Source organism: Paraburkholderia polaris (genome assembly GCF_012927345.1).
In the GTDB taxonomy this organism is placed as follows: Bacteria; Pseudomonadota; Gammaproteobacteria; order Burkholderiales; family Burkholderiaceae; genus Paraburkholderia; species Paraburkholderia polaris.
The window spans coordinates 1-15,206 of sequence record NZ_JABBGJ010000031.1 but is presented as its reverse complement, the minus strand read 5'-3'; the positions used below and the strand labels follow the sequence as shown (position 1 = coordinate 15,206).

The 15,206-nt window shown below is 60.3% G+C and carries 14 protein-coding genes and 3 pseudogenes; 10 read left to right on the top strand and 7 right to left on the bottom strand.

Translation table 11 applies throughout. The annotated features are described in order from the left end of the window. Nucleotides 1-6: 6 nt before the first annotated feature. Nucleotides 7-408, bottom strand: coding sequence for a hypothetical protein (locus HHL24_RS26515; protein ID WP_169488316.1), 402 nt, complete (start codon nt 406-408; stop codon nt 7-9). Nucleotides 409-1,272: 864 nt separating this feature from the next. On the opposite strand from HHL24_RS26515, the gene HHL24_RS26510 reads away from it, so the two are divergent. The 7 genes from HHL24_RS26510 (at nt 1,273) to HHL24_RS26480 (ending at nt 5,519) form a co-directional block, all read left to right on the top strand. Beyond that, entirely contained in the window at nt 1,273-2,268 is a 996-nt protein-coding gene (locus HHL24_RS26510; protein ID WP_169488315.1) for a GlxA family transcriptional regulator, read from the top strand. A 167-nt stretch (nt 2,269-2,435) separates the two neighbouring features. Then, complete coding sequence (locus HHL24_RS26505; protein WP_169488314.1) at nt 2,436-3,179, top strand: hypothetical protein; 744 nt, start codon at nt 2,436-2,438, stop codon at nt 3,177-3,179. Next, the gene (locus HHL24_RS26500; protein WP_169488313.1) at nt 3,172-3,822 is read left to right on the top strand and encodes an RES family NAD+ phosphorylase; all 651 of its coding nucleotides are present in this window, start codon (nt 3,172-3,174) and stop codon (nt 3,820-3,822) included. The genes HHL24_RS26505 and HHL24_RS26500 overlap by 8 nt, the downstream gene beginning before the upstream one ends. A gap of 71 nt (nt 3,823-3,893) precedes the next feature. Then, the gene (locus HHL24_RS26495; RefSeq protein ID WP_169488312.1) at nt 3,894-4,232 is read left to right on the top strand and encodes a hypothetical protein; all 339 of its coding nucleotides are present in this window, start codon (nt 3,894-3,896) and stop codon (nt 4,230-4,232) included. Between the two features lie 14 nt (nt 4,233-4,246). Further along, nucleotides 4,247-4,564: a hypothetical protein gene (locus HHL24_RS26490; RefSeq protein ID WP_169488311.1), complete on the top strand. Its 318-nt coding sequence runs from the start codon at nt 4,247-4,249 to the stop codon at nt 4,562-4,564. A 178-nt stretch (nt 4,565-4,742) separates the two neighbouring features. Continuing rightward, nucleotides 4,743-4,979, top strand: coding sequence for a hypothetical protein (locus HHL24_RS26485; protein ID WP_169488310.1), 237 nt, complete (start codon nt 4,743-4,745; stop codon nt 4,977-4,979). Between the two features lie 240 nt (nt 4,980-5,219). After that, nucleotides 5,220-5,519 carry a HigA family addiction module antitoxin gene (locus HHL24_RS26480; RefSeq protein ID WP_407947528.1) on the top strand — a complete coding sequence of 100 codons (300 nt, stop codon included), beginning with the start codon at nt 5,220-5,222 and terminating at the stop codon, nt 5,517-5,519. A gap of 22 nt (nt 5,520-5,541) precedes the next feature. On the opposite strand, the pseudogene HHL24_RS26475 reads toward HHL24_RS26480, so the two are convergent. Next, nucleotides 5,542-6,627: pseudogene (locus tag HHL24_RS26475) on the bottom strand (helix-hairpin-helix domain-containing protein); the annotation flags it as partial. On the opposite strand from HHL24_RS26475, the gene HHL24_RS26470 reads away from it, so the two are divergent. Beyond that, nucleotides 6,625-7,191 carry a hypothetical protein gene (locus HHL24_RS26470; RefSeq protein WP_230417587.1) on the top strand — a complete coding sequence of 189 codons (567 nt, stop codon included), beginning with the start codon at nt 6,625-6,627 and terminating at the stop codon, nt 7,189-7,191. The pseudogene HHL24_RS26475 and the gene HHL24_RS26470 sit on opposite strands and share 3 nt — an antisense overlap. 384 nt (nt 7,192-7,575) lie before the next feature. On the opposite strand, the gene HHL24_RS26465 is transcribed toward HHL24_RS26470, so the two are convergent. Then, nucleotides 7,576-8,634, bottom strand: a complete 1,059-nt coding sequence (locus HHL24_RS26465; RefSeq protein ID WP_169488308.1) for an NAD(P)H-dependent flavin oxidoreductase — start codon at nt 8,632-8,634, stop codon at nt 7,576-7,578. Between the two features lie 500 nt (nt 8,635-9,134). Between HHL24_RS26465 and HHL24_RS26460 the strand changes: the two genes are divergently transcribed. After that, nucleotides 9,135-10,283 carry a peptidyl-alpha-hydroxyglycine alpha-amidating lyase family protein gene (locus HHL24_RS26460; RefSeq protein ID WP_169488307.1) on the top strand — a complete coding sequence of 383 codons (1,149 nt, stop codon included), beginning with the start codon at nt 9,135-9,137 and terminating at the stop codon, nt 10,281-10,283. 383 nt (nt 10,284-10,666) lie between these two features. Beyond that, on the top strand, nt 10,667-11,293 hold the full coding sequence (locus HHL24_RS26455; protein ID WP_169488306.1) for a tyrosine-type recombinase/integrase: 627 nt from the start codon (nt 10,667-10,669) through the stop codon (nt 11,291-11,293). A gap of 182 nt (nt 11,294-11,475) precedes the next feature. Here HHL24_RS26455 and HHL24_RS26450 read toward each other — a convergent pair whose 3' ends face one another. The 4 genes and pseudogenes from HHL24_RS26450 to HHL24_RS26435 all read right to left on the bottom strand — a co-directional run. Continuing rightward, entirely contained in the window at nt 11,476-11,694 is a 219-nt protein-coding gene (locus HHL24_RS26450) for a hypothetical protein (protein ID WP_169488305.1), read from the bottom strand. A 30-nt stretch (nt 11,695-11,724) separates the two neighbouring features. Beyond that, nucleotides 11,725-12,442, bottom strand: a pseudogene (locus HHL24_RS26445) (transposase). A 951-nt stretch (nt 12,443-13,393) separates the two neighbouring features. Then, nucleotides 13,394-14,068: a hypothetical protein gene (locus HHL24_RS26440; RefSeq protein WP_169488303.1), complete on the bottom strand. Its 675-nt coding sequence runs from the start codon at nt 14,066-14,068 to the stop codon at nt 13,394-13,396. Between the two features lie 700 nt (nt 14,069-14,768). Continuing rightward, a pseudogene (locus tag HHL24_RS26435) lies at nt 14,769-15,206 on the bottom strand (hypothetical protein); the annotation flags it as partial.

The following is a 15,206-nucleotide window of genomic DNA, read 5'->3' as shown; positions in this document are numbered from 1 at the left end:
GGCGTCTCAGGCTGCGTTGGAAACGAAGCGCGGGTTGACCGATGAGAGCCAAACTTCACCTGCACGAATTTCGGCCTTGTGGATTTCGATCGGCTGTTTCACCAGACCGCCGCTTGCCGTGTCGGCGATCATCGTATAGGCGGCGAACTCGTATTCCATCGCCGTCTGAAGGCTGCTGACGACGAGACGGATGTAGCGCACGGAAATACCCTTCAGTTCGAGCTCAAGCACTCGATTGAGAACTCCGTCACGCACGACGGCGTCCTCGTGAAAGTCGACCGGATCTTCGACCTGCTTGATGTGGATCCCGATCAGGCGATTGCCGCCTTCCTCCATCATTTGAATCCCATATTTGGCGATGCCGGGCATCCCGTTGTGCGTCGCGAAGACAACGTTGCGGTAATTCATATTGAATAACATGTGGGCGTCCCGTAGATAACACGGCGAGCCTACCCCGCTCCTGTCGAAGTCAAGGATCATGCCTGCCGCAATTCACGCAGGGATATGTGGCACGCGAGTCAAAAGATCAGGTTATGCCGGGTGACACGCGTGAAGCAACGGAATGGCGAAGGAAATGTGCTCTCTTTCCGAGGTCGGGCGCATCTCCTGCGCAAACGGGCCGCATGTCCGAAAGGCTTCACGAGAGAAGTGGCTGCGCGACGACAACACGACTATCTATCGGTCAACCGAAAAACTCTGACGGGAAACGCGCAAAGGCCGCGTCCTCGCCAAACAAGCTTCCGAGGCTGCGGCCAGCAGCGCGCACTCCGCTCGGCAGAGGACCTAGGCCGCGATCGCAGCCGAGCGGGCGCGCTGGACTGTGTCCAAACGTCGGGTACGTGCGCGCCTTGGATTGCTCAGGTTGTTGGCGCTTTCAAAGTTGCCGCCACGGATATTGCTATATTTTGTTGCCCTCGGCGGTGCCGCGACCTTCGTCAGCGTGGGAGTGTGCTGTAATCTCCATGCGGCCGTCTGTGCCCACCCGAGATATTTCAGCCGCGGATTTCATCCTCACTTTGGACGCTGTGAAGCGGGCCTGTTGAAATAACAAAGTTATTTTGAAATGAGACAGACGGTAAAGTGCAATACAATTGTTTAATTACGGTAGCACTCCCGTGCGAGCAACGGTGTTCCGGCCAAACCCACCCTCGGTCTAAAGCATTTGATTTGGCAAATCACCCGACTTCGGTTCGGCCTACGACTGCTGGGCGCTCGCACGTCTATACCAATAAAATCCGACTGAAGTCGGTTGATTGATTACCGAGGATCAAAATGCATAACTTTTCAACCGTTCAAGATAACGGCGGACGGCGACAGCACGTTTTGCCACAAATCAGCGCCGTTAAACACATTGGAGTAGCTTTATTTAGCGGCTTTGCGCTGCCCGAGATGGCTTCAATTATTGAGGTGTTCGAGTCAGCCAACAGTCTCGCCGAGACCGAATCGCTCGCCAGTACCCGTTATGACGTCCATTTGCTGTCCGCATCCGGGGGAAGAGTAGCCAGTTCATCATCGGTGCACGTCTGCACTGAAAGTATCGAAGCGCGCCGACGGGCCGACGATCTCCACGCACTATTTATTACAGGTGGCCAAGGCTTGCACCGTAGTCTCCACAACGTGGGTTTGATCGACTGGCTGCGTCTGACCTCGCAGAGCGCGAGGCACATATGCCCAACCACTGGCGGGAACCTGGTGCTGGAGGCGGCTGGACTCGCACAATTTGTTGATGATCGCAGGCGTGCCAATAGCACCGGGGCTGGCCGAGAGCCGTGCGGCACAGAACTTCCTGAAGCCGCCTCAAGCCCTCTGCAACAGGCACTAGCCGTTGTTCAGGGCGACCTCGGTCCTGAGATCGCGGGTCAGATCGCCGCGCGCGCCCAGCCGCTCGTTGAAACATCGTTGCCCGTGCTTCGCAAAGACGCCTCTACTCCTCTGACTGAGCGAATTGAGGCAGCTGCACGGTGGCTGGAGGCCCACAGTGACCAGCCAATATCCGTCGTCGACGCAGCGCGAGTCGCAGCGATGAGCCAACGGAACTTTCTGCGCCGCTTCAAGTTGGAAGTGGGCCTGAGCCCGTCTGATTATTTGCTGAAGGTACGGCTCGACATGAGTTGCCGCTTTCTTGTTGAAACCAGCCTCCCGGTCGACAAGATTGCCCGCCGATGCGGAATCGGCAATGGCGGGCAACTTTCCAAACTCTTCCGCACTAAACTTGCGATGACACCGACTACGTACCGCGCCAACAAGCGGCAGTTCTACTGCCGCTGACTTCGAACCATGCGAAGGCGGCGGTGGCACGGACGCCGGTCCACAAGAAGCCTCGGTGGGCTCGCAAGCTCCCATACGAGGCGAAGCGCGCGCATTGCCGGATTGCCGTTGTGATAATTGTGATGTATATTTAACTACTCACAATTCTCCATCGCAACGGAGGAATCATGGCAAGGCATCTGGGTGGGCCTCGCGGGGCCGGGTCATCTGATAAAAAGGGGCGGGATGCGTCAGTGACCGGCGTACCGGCCCTGCCGCACTGGGCGCAACCAGAAAACGACCTGCAGGAACGGGATCTCATTGTTCGGAAACTGGATGCTACACGTGAGGTAGCCCGGATCATCCTCGACCAGATCGGGGAACCCACGGTCGATGAAATGCCGGAAAACGTACGTGTTTTGTGGTCCCAGTTTATGCAAGCCCAAGGCGTCCGTGTCCGCATGATCATTAACGAACAGGAACGTAGCGCGCTGAAGGAGCTTTTCGAAGCGACGCCTGTACGTCGTCTGTCACCGGTAAGGGCGGATCTCGAGCGCAAGGCGATCGAGGCCGTGTTATCCGGTACCGAGTGGCTCACGGCGCAGGAGGTAGGACAGCGGCAGAATCCCGACGCAACGAACCCGCATGCGGTTGCGAGTCGCTGGAAGAAGGAAGGCAAGGTGTTCTTTATCGAACACAAGGGCGTGACGCTCTATCCCAAATACATTTTCGATGAATTCGGAAACCCGGTTCCCGAAGTCGCCGAGGTGCTGAAGATTTTCGACGGCTACCGCCCGTTCAGGATCGCGTCATGGTTCGAGTCAACCAGTAGCATGCTGCGTGGCAAGCGGCCCCGCGAGGTTCTCGCGACTGACCCGAAAGCGGTGGTCGCCGCCGCCCTGGATCACATCGTGGGACCGGTGCATGGGTAGCGTGCTGAAGCCTCCGTCGGAAACGCCATTTCAGCTGCTCCCTGTGCCGCCCGGGGTCTGGTATCGGGTTCATGACCTCGATCCAGAAACAGGAGCATACGCCGCCTCCTCCTTCAATGACTCCGGGCGGGGAAATGCCCGCTTCAGTCCGTTAAGGACGCCGGCTACCGATGCGGTCGTTCCCACTATCTATGCGGCAAGCACTATGCGGGGAGCCATCATGGAGACCGTTCTCCACGACGTGCCGGTTCCTTCTGCAGGATATGTGCACGATATCGAGAGGGATCTCGCCTCGAACCTGCACATGAGCGCTATCGGGGTGGGGGCGCTGCGGTTGGTCAACCTCACGTCGACCGGTTTGCGGGCGGCTGGCCTGAAGCACTCGGACCTGTTCGATGACGACAAGTCGGATTACCCGCGCACGCGCGAGTGGGCGCTATGGCTCTGGGCGCAGTATCCCGCCGCGCAGGGCCTTATCTGGATGTCCAAGCAGGATAATCAGTCCCAAGCGGTCATGCTGTTTGGCGACCGGATGACCGAGCCGTTTGAGGACCTGGGTAAAACGGCGCATATCGCGGACCACGAAGATCTGATCATCGAGTTGCTGGCAGAGATGGGGGCGATGGTGACACCCGTCGCTTAGCATGAGAACGGCTCGAAGCCAGCGTGGTCTCGTTCGCGAGCTGCACCTGAACCGGATAAAGAGGTACGAAGATGGGAAAGGCCTGTTGGACGTGGAAGCTGTTTTACTGGATCATCGTGGCGCGCGCTGCGCTCGCGTTCTACCTGCGACTGCCAGGTGTGACGGTGGTCCTCGGCCTGTTCGCGGTGCTGCTCTTCGTTGTCGATTTTCGCGTCACGACGAGTGAGCATTTTCGGGAGTCGGCGATCGGTCGTATTGCACGGGAAGAGGGAGGGCCGGCAACGCGATTGATCATCTATTTGGCGTTCGGTGTTGCGCTTCTGCTGGCAGCGCAACTCGTCACTGCGCTAGCTGCTCGCACAGACCCGATGGCGCCAGTTTCGCGTTTGTGCTTCGTTTGCAACCGTTAATCGGGGGGCTGAAGATGAACATCGAACAAGCGACGTTCGAGCGGATCGTGGGGGATGCGGCTGCGCTACTTGACGCAAAGCACGCGCACGTACAGACAATTACGAGCGGAGGTAAGCCAGTACCCTTTCGCATTGGCCTGGCGACTGTGAGCAATGCTTTGTGGCAGGCGCCTGAGGCTAACGGCATTTCGGTCGGCGCTGCGGTTGACCTCAAATGGGTCGGCGACTTTCTTAAGCAGCATCAGGACCTGTTAGGCGTCAGCGTCGAAGTCGGCGACGATTCAATTCACATTAAACGTGTTGGATTGGTCGACGACCGCCACCCACGATAGCTCCGATGCTCAAGCTCGGATCCCGGGCCAAACATGAATTCTACGATGCTGCCGCCTTTCGGCAGATCGATCTTGAACGGCTCAGCCCGCGTCGGGGACAGTACGGTTGACCCCTGATCCGACCCGAGGCCCTTTTTGGCTAGGGTCGGGAGAAGGTCTGACAAGAGGAAAAGCATCTATGCCGGAATACCTGGAAAAAGTGATGGAATCGTTCGCATTCGGGCGCCAGCATCGTGGCTCGCGGGATGATCAGTTGCTGGATACGGCCACGTTGGCAGCGCAGCTTGGGATGGACGACGCGGCCGGCTTCATCCTGGCCCGCATCGACCGGTACGGTCTGAGCAGTTCCGCCTATGTCGCACGCCTGGAGAGATTGCGCAGCACCGTATTCGAGCAGACGAGCGACCAAACATAGGAAAATCCCCTCGGCTGGCGCGAAGCGATCCAGTACCGCGAGAACGGGGAGCGGTTCGTCTTTGTCGACCTCGGGCGCCGACGTTGACGACCGCGACGAGACGATCGGCACGAAACCGTGCCCCTCGAACGCTACGACTTGATCGTCACTGGGTAAGGGAAAAGCGGCTGGAGCGCGCAACATGTCGAGAATGCGCTGCGATAGTCGCGTGTAGCAGGACTACCACTGAGGTACATGGAAATGATGCACAAGCCTCCGCACCCGGGGCAAGCGCTCAGGGAAGACATTCTGTTGGCGTTCGGACGGTCGATTTCTGAAGCAGCAGAGCAGATTGGCGTCACGCGCACTTTGCTCTCGCGAATCGTAAACGAGAAGAGCCCCTTCTCGGCCGAGATGGCGCTGCGCATCGAGCAATGGATTGGCGTCGAGAACGGTGGCAATGCGGATCTGTGGGTCGCCCAGCAGGCTGCATACGATCTGTGGAAAGCCCGTGAGCGCGGCGTGCCTCGCGTGGAGCGCGCGCACGAAGTCGCACCCTGACCGGACACGGGGCTCCAGCCCGTCAGCAAAAGTCCCGGCTCGCCGTCTGCAGGTCACCCAGCAGATGCGACATGTCGACGAGCCGCTGTGCGATCAGATGACGAACTTCCCCCTAGCATTGCCAGGTGCCATAGACCCCGAGTAGCGACGCGCCCAACGCTTCCTTGCGCTGCTTCTCAAAGACGCTCTGCCAGACGATCACATTCACATTGCCGGTCTCGTCCTCCAGTGTGAGGAAGAGCACACCGTTCGCGGTACCGGGGCGCTGGCGCACCGTCACGAGGCCGCAGCCACGGGCGAGTCTGCCGTCGCGATAGGTGCGCAGCGTCGCCGCCGGCATCAGCCGGTTCGCCAGCAGTTGGGGGCGCAGCAGCGCGAGGGGGTGCCGACCAAGGGTCAGCCCAGTGGAGCGGTAGTCGGCGACGATCTCGTGCCCCTCTGTCGGGACACCAAGCTCGGGCGTCTCGTCCTCGACGGCGGCCGCGGCCAACATGTCACGGTCGGGGACTGCCGCGATCGACTGCCAAAGCGCTTCGCGGCGGTTGCCAGCGAGCGCTGCCAGCGCATTGGCCTCCGCGAGTACGCGCAGATCCTTCCGATCGAGCTCAGCGCGGCGAGCGAGGTCGTTGACATTCGAGAACGGCCGGACCGCGCGCGCGATCTCGATGCGCTCGGCGGCGCCATCCTTCATGCCCCGCAGCAGCGACATCCCAAGCCGCACGGCGGGCCGCGCTGTGCCCGTCTCGCTGACGAGCGACGAGTCCCATCCACTTACCGTCACGTCGACGGGCAGCGCGCTGACCCCGCGTCTCTGGGCATCCTGGACGAGTTGCGAAGGGGAGTAGAAGCCCATCGGCTGGCTGTTGAGAAGGGCCGCAAGGAACGCCTCAGGTTCGTGGCACTTTAGCCAGCTGCTTGCGTACACGATCAACGCGAAGCTCGCCGCGTGACTCTCAGGAAACCCATACTCGCCGAACCCCTTGATCTGTTCGAAAATGCTGTCAGCGAATGCGCGATCGTAGCCGCGCTCGAGCATGCCGTTCACGATTCGCTCATAGTACTTTTCGAGCCCACCTTTCTTTTTCCACGCAGCCATTGCCCGCCGTTGACGGGTGCGCCATCCGATGCACACGCCCGCATTACCGGCCTCGCTGCCAAAGGAACAAGCTTCGCCCACCTGCTCTCGCAGCCCGAGCGCGCCGACGTCAACGCCATCCGCGAGGCGGCGCTCTTTAACTACGCGATGCTGCTCTACTACGATAGCGAGTGGATGCTCGCCGAGTTCAATACGATGCGCGAGCGCGGCGTCGCACCAGCCGAGATGCATCGTCGTGCGGCTGCGTTGCAGCCGGACCTGAGGTTACGTGGCGCAATTCGCAGTGTGTTCGACGGGCGATACCGCTTCAGCCGCTATTTCGCGCTGTCCCGCTTCAACGAGCCGACGACGCTTGCGGACCTGCTCGCCGACAATGACGTCGAACTATACGACCTTTACACCGACCCGGGCAAGGTGAACAACCTGGCGGCCCAATCTGACCTGCACGGCGCTCTCATGATGGAAATGAACGCGAAGCTGAACCTGCTGATCCAGCAGGAGGTCGGAACAGACGACCTGTCGAGCCTACCTTTCGCGGACGGCCGACTGCAGTTTCACTTCAGAGCGCATGCCTGAGGACAGATTGCGCGAGGCTCCGTAAACCAGAGTGCCATTCGCTGCTTGACGCGATCGAACATCACGAGGAGCACAGTAGTTTTGCGGTGTCATGTGCGAACGGCAGTTGCACGTTCGACACCGGGCATTCGGCAGAACTCTGACCAATTGACGGCTTAGGGTCGGCTACGGAAATTCGCGGCCGGCAAAGGGGCTGGCCCCTGAGGCGCGGACGAACTTAGGGGTTCGGCCGTGAAGCACCGTTCTCTGGTTCTGGCAGGCGGACGTTCGAAAGTCCCTCTACCCGGCAATAGTTATTCGAATCGCAGATGGCGTCATAGCGGCGGGCCCATCGGTTGGAGCGTTCCGGTCAACGCGCAACGCGCAGGAGGCGCGCAGGACCGGTCAATCCGTTTCTTGCGCCCGGCGGCGGATCGGAGCGGGGAGGCGCTGAGCCTGCAAGCGATCAAGAGTCCCGACTGCCTCACTCAATATCCGCTGGATGACTTCTTCCGCCGACTCACGCGCATGAACCAGTGCCGAGGACTGACCCGCATATAACGCCATCTTTTCCAACTCGCCCGTAGTGCTCCGCAACGGTGAGACCGTGCTGTACTTCGGTATCGGTCCCCATTCGTCTTCAGCGATCACTTCGCCCGGCAACGAATACGGATCGTTGCCGAACGGATGATCACGTACCTCGTCGGTCACGCTGTTAGCGAGCACACGCACGGGCGAGCCAGCCGGCCAGTTGATCGCGTAGATGTCCGTATGAACGGTGTCGCCCGCGCTGGCATCGACGATGCGTTGCTTGTGATACTCATGCGCGTACGACTCGTGCGTCGCGAGAAACGCTGTCCCGCAATGCACACCGGCTGCGCCCAACGCGAGCGCCGCCGCGAGACCTGCGCCATTGGCAATTCCGCCCGAAGCCACCACCGGCACGCGCACGCGCGACGCGATCTCGGGCAGCAGCGTCAACAGCCCCACGTTCCCTCTCACATGTCCGCCCGCTTCGACGCCTTGCGCGATGATCGCGTCCGCGCCAGCACGCTCCGCCTCTAGTGCATCGTCGAGCGAGCCGACCTGATAAAGCACCAGCGCGCCGCCTTGTTTCGCGCGTTCGATGACATCGGGAAACACGTCCCAGAAGAAACACATCGCCGGAACGCGTGCCCGCAGGCAGGCGTCGAGTTCGGCATCGAGCAGTTCGGGCTTCGTGCCGCCTGGAATGAGGTTCACGCCGAAAGGCTGGTCGGTCGCCGCACGCACCGCCGCGATCTCCTGCTTGATCGTCGCGGCTGATTCCCTCACCATGCCGAGCAGACCGAAGCCGCCCGCCTTCGATACCGCTGCGGCCAGTTCCGCGCGCGCAGGACCGCCCATGCCCGCGCAGATGATCGGATGACGGCAGGCCAGCAAGCGGGTCAGCGTGGTCGAGAAAGGCGCTGCGTTGGCGTTCATGGTCGGCCCTCCGTGGATCCAGTTCAATCCTCACATCGCCCATACAGCATAGTCGCGAACCGCGTTTCGGGCACGGCGCGAGCACCTTGCACACCAATAACAAGGTGCTCGCTACGGATCCCAAGTGGCCGTACGAGCTCGACGGTGCACACGAGGACAAAAGTCAGGCTTGGCCATTGAACCTTTTTGAGATACCGCTGCCGCGCGGCGAACGGCAGTTGACGGGTCAGCATGCGCTCAACGCATCCGCCCGAACACGGCCAACTCCGGCCGCCAGGCTTTGCGCAAAAGCTGACACTCAGATGTCCGGTGCACATGGGGAAGCCGCCTTTTGGCCGCGTGCGGGTGTCACCGCTCAAGCTTCAACGCACAGCCGGGCCGCGACCCGAAAGGCGACTTAGCTATTAAGCGTTTTGTGCACTACGATTGCCTCTGCACGTTCCGTACGTTGAGTACGCTAGTCCCAGGCAGTACGTGACACACCACACAGGAGACACCGGATGAGCGAGCAATATGGGCCGTTTTGCCCGTGCTGTGGCAGCGCCGAGCATAGGGCAATGAGTCGCCGTACTTTCATGAGCCTTATTGCCGGCACCGCTGCCGGACTCGTGATGCCGCCGGCTTTCGCGGACGCACAACCGGTGCCGTCGATTGCTTACGACTCGATTGCCGATCCCGTTCATTTGCCTAAAGACACGTATCTCGGCGAATGCTCCGGTGTCGCGCTCAACTCGCATGGGCACATCTTCGTGCTGTCACGCGGCAACACGAATGGGCCAGCCTATGGCGCGGCTGCGGCACAACTTCTGGAGTTCGCGCCCGACGGACGCTTCATCCGCGAGATAGGACACAACCTGTATGCATGGTCGTTCGCGCATACGGTCAAGATAGACCGGCAGGACAACATCTGGGTGACGGACAAAGGCTCCGACATGGTGATCAAGTTCACGCCAGATGGACGCGTCGCAATGGTGTTCGGCCGCAAGCAGGAAGCCGCCGACGAAGACACCGGCCCGCTAAAGCACCCGAACCCGCCGCTGCCCGCCGAGCCCGGCCGCTTCCGCCAGGTGACCGACGTCGCGTGGGACGTCGCAGGCAATACGTACATCAGCGATGGCTATATCAACTCGCGCGTCGCGAAAGTCGATCGCGACGGCAACTGGATCAAGTCTTGGGGTGACCGCGGCACCGGCCCGGGGCGGTTTCATACGCCGCATAGCATCGCGCTCGATGCGCACGACAACATCTATGTCGCGGACCGCAGCAACCGGCGCATTCAGGTGTTCGACACGGAAGGTAATTTCCAGCGGCAACTAACGATCGACGTTCCCGTGCCGCCCGATGCACGTCCGGCGATCGGCAACATGCCGGATGAAGCGGCAATCGCGGCCGGCACGTTTGCGCCAGGCTCGCCGTGGGCCATCTGCATCTCGCCCGGACCGAATCAGGTGCTCTATAGCGCCGACGCTTTTCCGGGCCGTATCTACAAGATGACGCTCGACGGCAAGCTGCTCGGCATGCTCGGCAAATCAGGCAAGCAGCCGAAGCAATTCGGCTGGATTCATCAGATGGCGTGCCCGTCGGAGAATGTGCTGTTCGTCGCCGAACTGCTGAACTGGCGCGTGCAGAAGCTGATTCTGCACGCTTGATCCGCGCTTGGGTCGAACAGGGCCAACGATCAGTTGCCGAAGTCAAGCCGGCAGACGGCTACCCAGCATGCCGGACGATCTGATAAGAATCAGGAGGTAATAACGCAGCGCGTCGCGTCCAACCGAGTTTGCGAAAGTCGGTGCGCAATGACACTGTGTAGAACAGGCTTGTTGACCTGGAAGTGGTTGATGGGCCAACTCGCCGGTGGGACGGCGATCGCCCGCTTTCGATCGCCAGTTGTTCGACTTGCCCTGGCGGATGGCCGCTGTACCGCTGATAGCGGCCGTCGAGGCTGCGCTGGGTTGAACGGCTGAGTTGGGTCGGTTATCGTCCCCGGTGATCGGCGCAGACTGGCACTCCCTTCACTTGAAAGGAGATTGTCATGGACGCGACTACCGTTCTCAGTGCAGCGCGTGTGCCCTGGAATAAAGGCAAGTTGACGGGGCAGAAGCCACCGCTGAAACTGAAAGAAATCTGGGCGATCCGGATCCGTCTGCAACTGGCGGCAAGAACGCGCGATCTTGCGATGTTCAATCTGGCCATCGACAGCAAGTTGAGAGCGTGCGATCTGACCAAGCTGCGAGTGCGTGATATCTGCCTTGGTCAGCGCGTTGCTTCACGGGCAACGGTCACGCAGCAGAAGACGCAACGGCCGGTTCAGTTCGAAATCACCGAGCTAACCCGAGATAGCGCGGAAGCCTGGATCAAGTTAGCGAGACTGTCGCCTTCCGATTTTCTGTTCCCGAGTCGCATTCACGGATCGCCGCACCTTTCGACGCGTCAATACGCCCGCCTGGTGCATCGCTGGATAGGGTCGATCGGGCTTGACGATACGGCATACGGGACGCACACCATGCGGCGAACCAAAGCGTCGCTAATTTACCGCCGCACGAAAAACTTGCGGGCGGTACAGCTACTACTTGGCCACGCGAAATTGGAAAGTACAGTGCGATATCTGGGCATCGAGGTCGACGATGCGCTCGAGATGGCAGAGCAGACGGAGGCTTAAGCCACGATCGGCCGGACAGTAAGGGGACACTGTCCGGCCATGTCCGGTCATCGGATCGACTGAATGCGCGGCCACTCGAATGGCTGCTTTATGTCGGCTGCGGTAGTTCGATGTTCGATGGCCCAGTAGTTTGTCTCAACGTGGTACGGAAAACGACAAAAACAGGAAGTGCGGCGGCACGCTCAGTCACCATGCAGGAATGCCTTCACTGCCATGAACTCTTCGACCCCGAGAATGAGGATATTCGAGTTCGGCTCGGGCAAAAGGACAGACCGGTCGACGTGACCGCGTATTCCCGTACGGCCACCGCGTTCGACGATGAACGCGATGGGCAGGGTGGTTTCGGGACCGCGGCCGGGCGGATTGAAACGCTTTGACCTGACGTAGCACCTCTCAAACAAGCAAGGTTTCCTTGCTTGTTTATCTTTTGGTTAGCGCACGTGTGCGAGGGCGCGTGTCGTGCGAGCCTCGGGGCGGCCGGTCGCGCAGCAGCAGAGGCATCAAACGCCGGTTGGCTGTCTGCGCCGCCCACTCGCAATACGCGGCGCTTCCGAGCACCCAGCCCTTGAGCGTCGACTGCATCAGGTTATTGACCTCGCGTTCGTCAATAGGCTGTACGCCCAAATCGCGGTAAGCCTGGTGGCGCTCGAACGGCGTATTGCCGAGCGCCCGGTAGAGTGGATGGTCCTTGATGAAGTTATCGACACGCAGCCCGATGTGGTGCGTGTAGCTAGACCACTGGTAGTTTCCCGGCTCGGCTACAAGGCGGTTGCGCACTGGCGCATGATCGATGACCTGGCTCGCGAGCAGGAAATACCGATCGGGCTCAATCACTGTCGCCCGGTACCCGCCACGCCACACCGTACCGCGGCGTCCATGGCGGCGGTTGAAGGTCTCGACATAGCGACGGCCGATCGCCTGCATCGCCACGGCCACGCTTGACTCGTATGAAGGAGTAACGAGGAACTGTATCGCGTCAGGCATGAGTACCCATGCGTGGACTGCCAGATCGGCGACGCGCGCTGCGTCTGCCAGGCAGGCGAGGAAGTACAGGTAGTCTCCTTCGTCCAGGAATGTGGGCCCCGTGAGCCCCTGCAAGATAACGTGCTGCGGTTGTTCTGGGACGTAGTGCCGTGCAAGCCGTGTCATGCTGAATTAACCGGAAATCCGATGTGAGAAAGTGATCTGACAGATATCGAACGCGCGACAGTGCGTCACGTGTGTATAGGACGAAATTCTATCGGTCATATGCGCGCGTTTGTGTCACGAACAGGCCTTTTTTCTGGTCTCTTTTCGCTGATTTGCCGATCGCAACAAGCATCTGTTTTATGCCACCGCTGAGTAGTAGCGCCGCGCTATACACCTCCAGATGCTCTGCCTGCACGCCATCCGGCACCAATACATCGGGCAGTAAGACGGTGCAGCGGTCGAAGCGCCCCGGTCGCCATTCGCATCCCACCAGAACCGGTCAAAACCCAGTGTAATGTGGTTCGTGAATTTCATCGGTAGGTATCCGAACGATACCGATCGCCTCCAATCCGAGACCTCGGGCGGCGGCCAATGTCAGGACGGACTCGGCTGCCGTTGCGAGAGGCAATCTACAGACAAATTGCCGAGACCCGGAAACTGGCGCCACATGGAGCGGTGGTCTAACCGCACCGGATAAATCGCCGGTGGCGTCTTCGGTGCCTGGAAGTAAAGGCGCGCAACGCGCGATGAGGGGATTGCCGAGCAGGGCGCTGGAGGCGCACACGTTGCCTCCAGCCATGACTTTCAGCTAGTGCTAATGGGGAAGGGCTGCCTGCCGGGTCACCGAGCCAGTGTTCGTCATCTCGGAGAGCGCCACCCTCTGGTCCGCGTACCAACGCACAAGACATCCTTGCCATGACGGCGCGCTGAAACTCGGCTATCAACGCTGACTACGAGGAAGCGTGGAAGACCAGTTCGTCGTATAGCGGATCAAAGACATGTCGTAGGACGGTCGTCGACACTAATGTCCGTAAGACCGAGGAAGCGGCCGGTGACGTGACGACTGCAAGAAGGGCAGTTCAGGGCCGTGAAACGCCTGACAGAGTGATATCCGCTTGTCTCGTCTAGGCCTCAGGCGCTTAGCGCCTGTTTGAACGGTTGCGCATCAGCTCGCCGACCAACTGTGGACTCCATTCGATGCTCGAGCGACGCCTTGCGCTTTTCTTCAGCGCTCGCGATGAAGTCGGACAGTTCGCGCTCCATGGCTGAATCCTTGGCGCCCGGTTTCCACGTCGCGCCTCCGTGCCGCCGGCGCGTGGTCCGGGCAAGTGCTAACGCTGCCATCGCAGCCTTAGCACATTCGTATTCAACCTGGCCACAAAGGTCGATCGGCTCACCGAATTCGCGGAACGCTTCCACATACTCCCGAGCGGCATGCACCGTAGCCGGGTATTCGCGCAGCTCGGAGATAACTTTGCGGCTCAGGACGTGCCACTGAACCTTGTCCGGATAGGCAAAGGCCGGGACGGCGACGCCCTTGCTGGCATCGCGGCTGATAGGGCTGGTGGACTCCGCTGTTGCCCAAGCGGCCTTATGCATCATTGTTCGACAGGTTCGAGCGTAGCTTTCCAGCGATAACGCAAGGTTCAATGCAGTCTCGCGTCGTTGACGCTTGCGCTCCTTGGCGTCCCTTGCTGAGATCCACGCGAGCGTTATGACAGAGCCGACCGCCCCTGACGCCAGCGCCAAAATCATCGGAGTGTTCCAGTCGAGTCGCTGGAGATATTCAAGCCATTCATGCCGCATACGATGCGCCTCGGAGAAAGAGGTGCACAGAGTATAAGCAATCGTTTGCGGGTATTCAGATCAAAAAATGCGGTGTGTGTTTTCGCCACAAACGCTTCGATGGGGCGGTGCGCATCTTGACAGCCCGTGCCGAACCAGTCATTCGTCGGCCCCGCCCCGGGAGAGGGGGCATCAAAAGTTTCCGGCCGGTTCGATTCTTCAGCGGACGGGTAGCGACGTTGGTCCGAACGAAGGCAATGTGTCCGTGTGCTGCCGCTCCTGGTAAGCACCGTTCGATGGCTAGACGAGCGGCAAGGTACGGCCCGATCTAGGGCCTTCGAGGCTTGAAGGGGGCGGCCGCGAGCCACCCAATTCTCGGGTAACAGATGTGGCGAGATGGATTATCGCGGCAATTGCGTGGTGGCGATACCGTGGCAAACGGGCCGGGGTAGGGCGCCTGTCGTTTGCGTTTTCCTAAGGCGCGTCCTATTCGACGGAAGGGCTGCGGTTCGGCCATTGCCGTCATTCGAGTATCGGCGTTGGTCAAGCGGCTACGGATCGCTTTCCTGTCATTCGCGCGTCGGCGGACGCGAATGACCGGTCTCACCGCAACCGGATGAGTACTTGCGACCCTGAACAGACCTTCAGATTTACCCAAAGCGGCCGTTGGTTGCTAGAGGCCTAAGTTTGATCGGATTATTTGCCACCAGCTTCGTCCGTTTCATTGATCATCGTCATTTCCATCATGTTGCCGGCCTCCTCTCGACCGGACCGCGATCCCGCCCAGGGTGACTGGACCGGGGGTGGAGTCCTCGATGACCTGAGACGGCGCCACATTCCCCCTTGCTCCCGGCGCGAACGCGAGAATGCGCAGGTTCGGCTCGGCATCAAGGAGCCGCCCGTCCGAGGAGATGGCGATCTTGTTTCCCGGCAAGCCAGAGCCAGTGATTCCCGTGGCTGGACCGCTGATTGTCCGTACCGGCGGCACGTCGCCGTTCGCCTTGGCGGCGAAAACGCTCACCTGGATCTGCGTCACGTCCGCGGTCTGGTTGTAGACGAATAACTCGTCCGTACGCGGATCGACAGCGATCGTCATGTTGTTCCTTGCAAAAAGTCCGGCCCCCGGCAGCAGGCCGGTTTTGCTACCCGTGAGGCTGCG

Bases quoted from the DNA above. Each gene is read 5' to 3' on its own strand.
- HHL24_RS26515 (WP_169488316.1), bottom strand. From the start codon at position 408: ATGAATTACCGCAACGTTGTCTTCGCGACGCACAACGGGATGCCCGGC.
- HHL24_RS26510 (WP_169488315.1), top strand. From the start codon at position 1,273: ATGCATAACTTTTCAACCGTTCAAGATAACGGCGGACGGCGACAGCAC.
- HHL24_RS26505 (WP_169488314.1), top strand. From the start codon at position 2,436: ATGGCAAGGCATCTGGGTGGGCCTCGCGGGGCCGGGTCATCTGATAAA.
- HHL24_RS26500 (WP_169488313.1), top strand. From the start codon at position 3,172: ATGGGTAGCGTGCTGAAGCCTCCGTCGGAAACGCCATTTCAGCTGCTC.
- HHL24_RS26495 (WP_169488312.1), top strand. From the start codon at position 3,894: ATGGGAAAGGCCTGTTGGACGTGGAAGCTGTTTTACTGGATCATCGTG.
- HHL24_RS26490 (WP_169488311.1), top strand. From the start codon at position 4,247: ATGAACATCGAACAAGCGACGTTCGAGCGGATCGTGGGGGATGCGGCT.
- HHL24_RS26485 (WP_169488310.1), top strand. From the start codon at position 4,743: ATGCCGGAATACCTGGAAAAAGTGATGGAATCGTTCGCATTCGGGCGC.
- HHL24_RS26480 (WP_407947528.1), top strand. From the start codon at position 5,220: ATGATGCACAAGCCTCCGCACCCGGGGCAAGCGCTCAGGGAAGACATT.
- HHL24_RS26465 (WP_169488308.1), bottom strand. From the start codon at position 8,634: ATGAACGCCAACGCAGCGCCTTTCTCGACCACGCTGACCCGCTTGCTG.
- HHL24_RS26460 (WP_169488307.1), top strand. From the start codon at position 9,135: ATGAGCGAGCAATATGGGCCGTTTTGCCCGTGCTGTGGCAGCGCCGAG.
- HHL24_RS26455 (WP_169488306.1), top strand. From the start codon at position 10,667: ATGGACGCGACTACCGTTCTCAGTGCAGCGCGTGTGCCCTGGAATAAA.
- HHL24_RS26440 (WP_169488303.1), bottom strand. From the start codon at position 14,068: ATGCGGCATGAATGGCTTGAATATCTCCAGCGACTCGACTGGAACACT.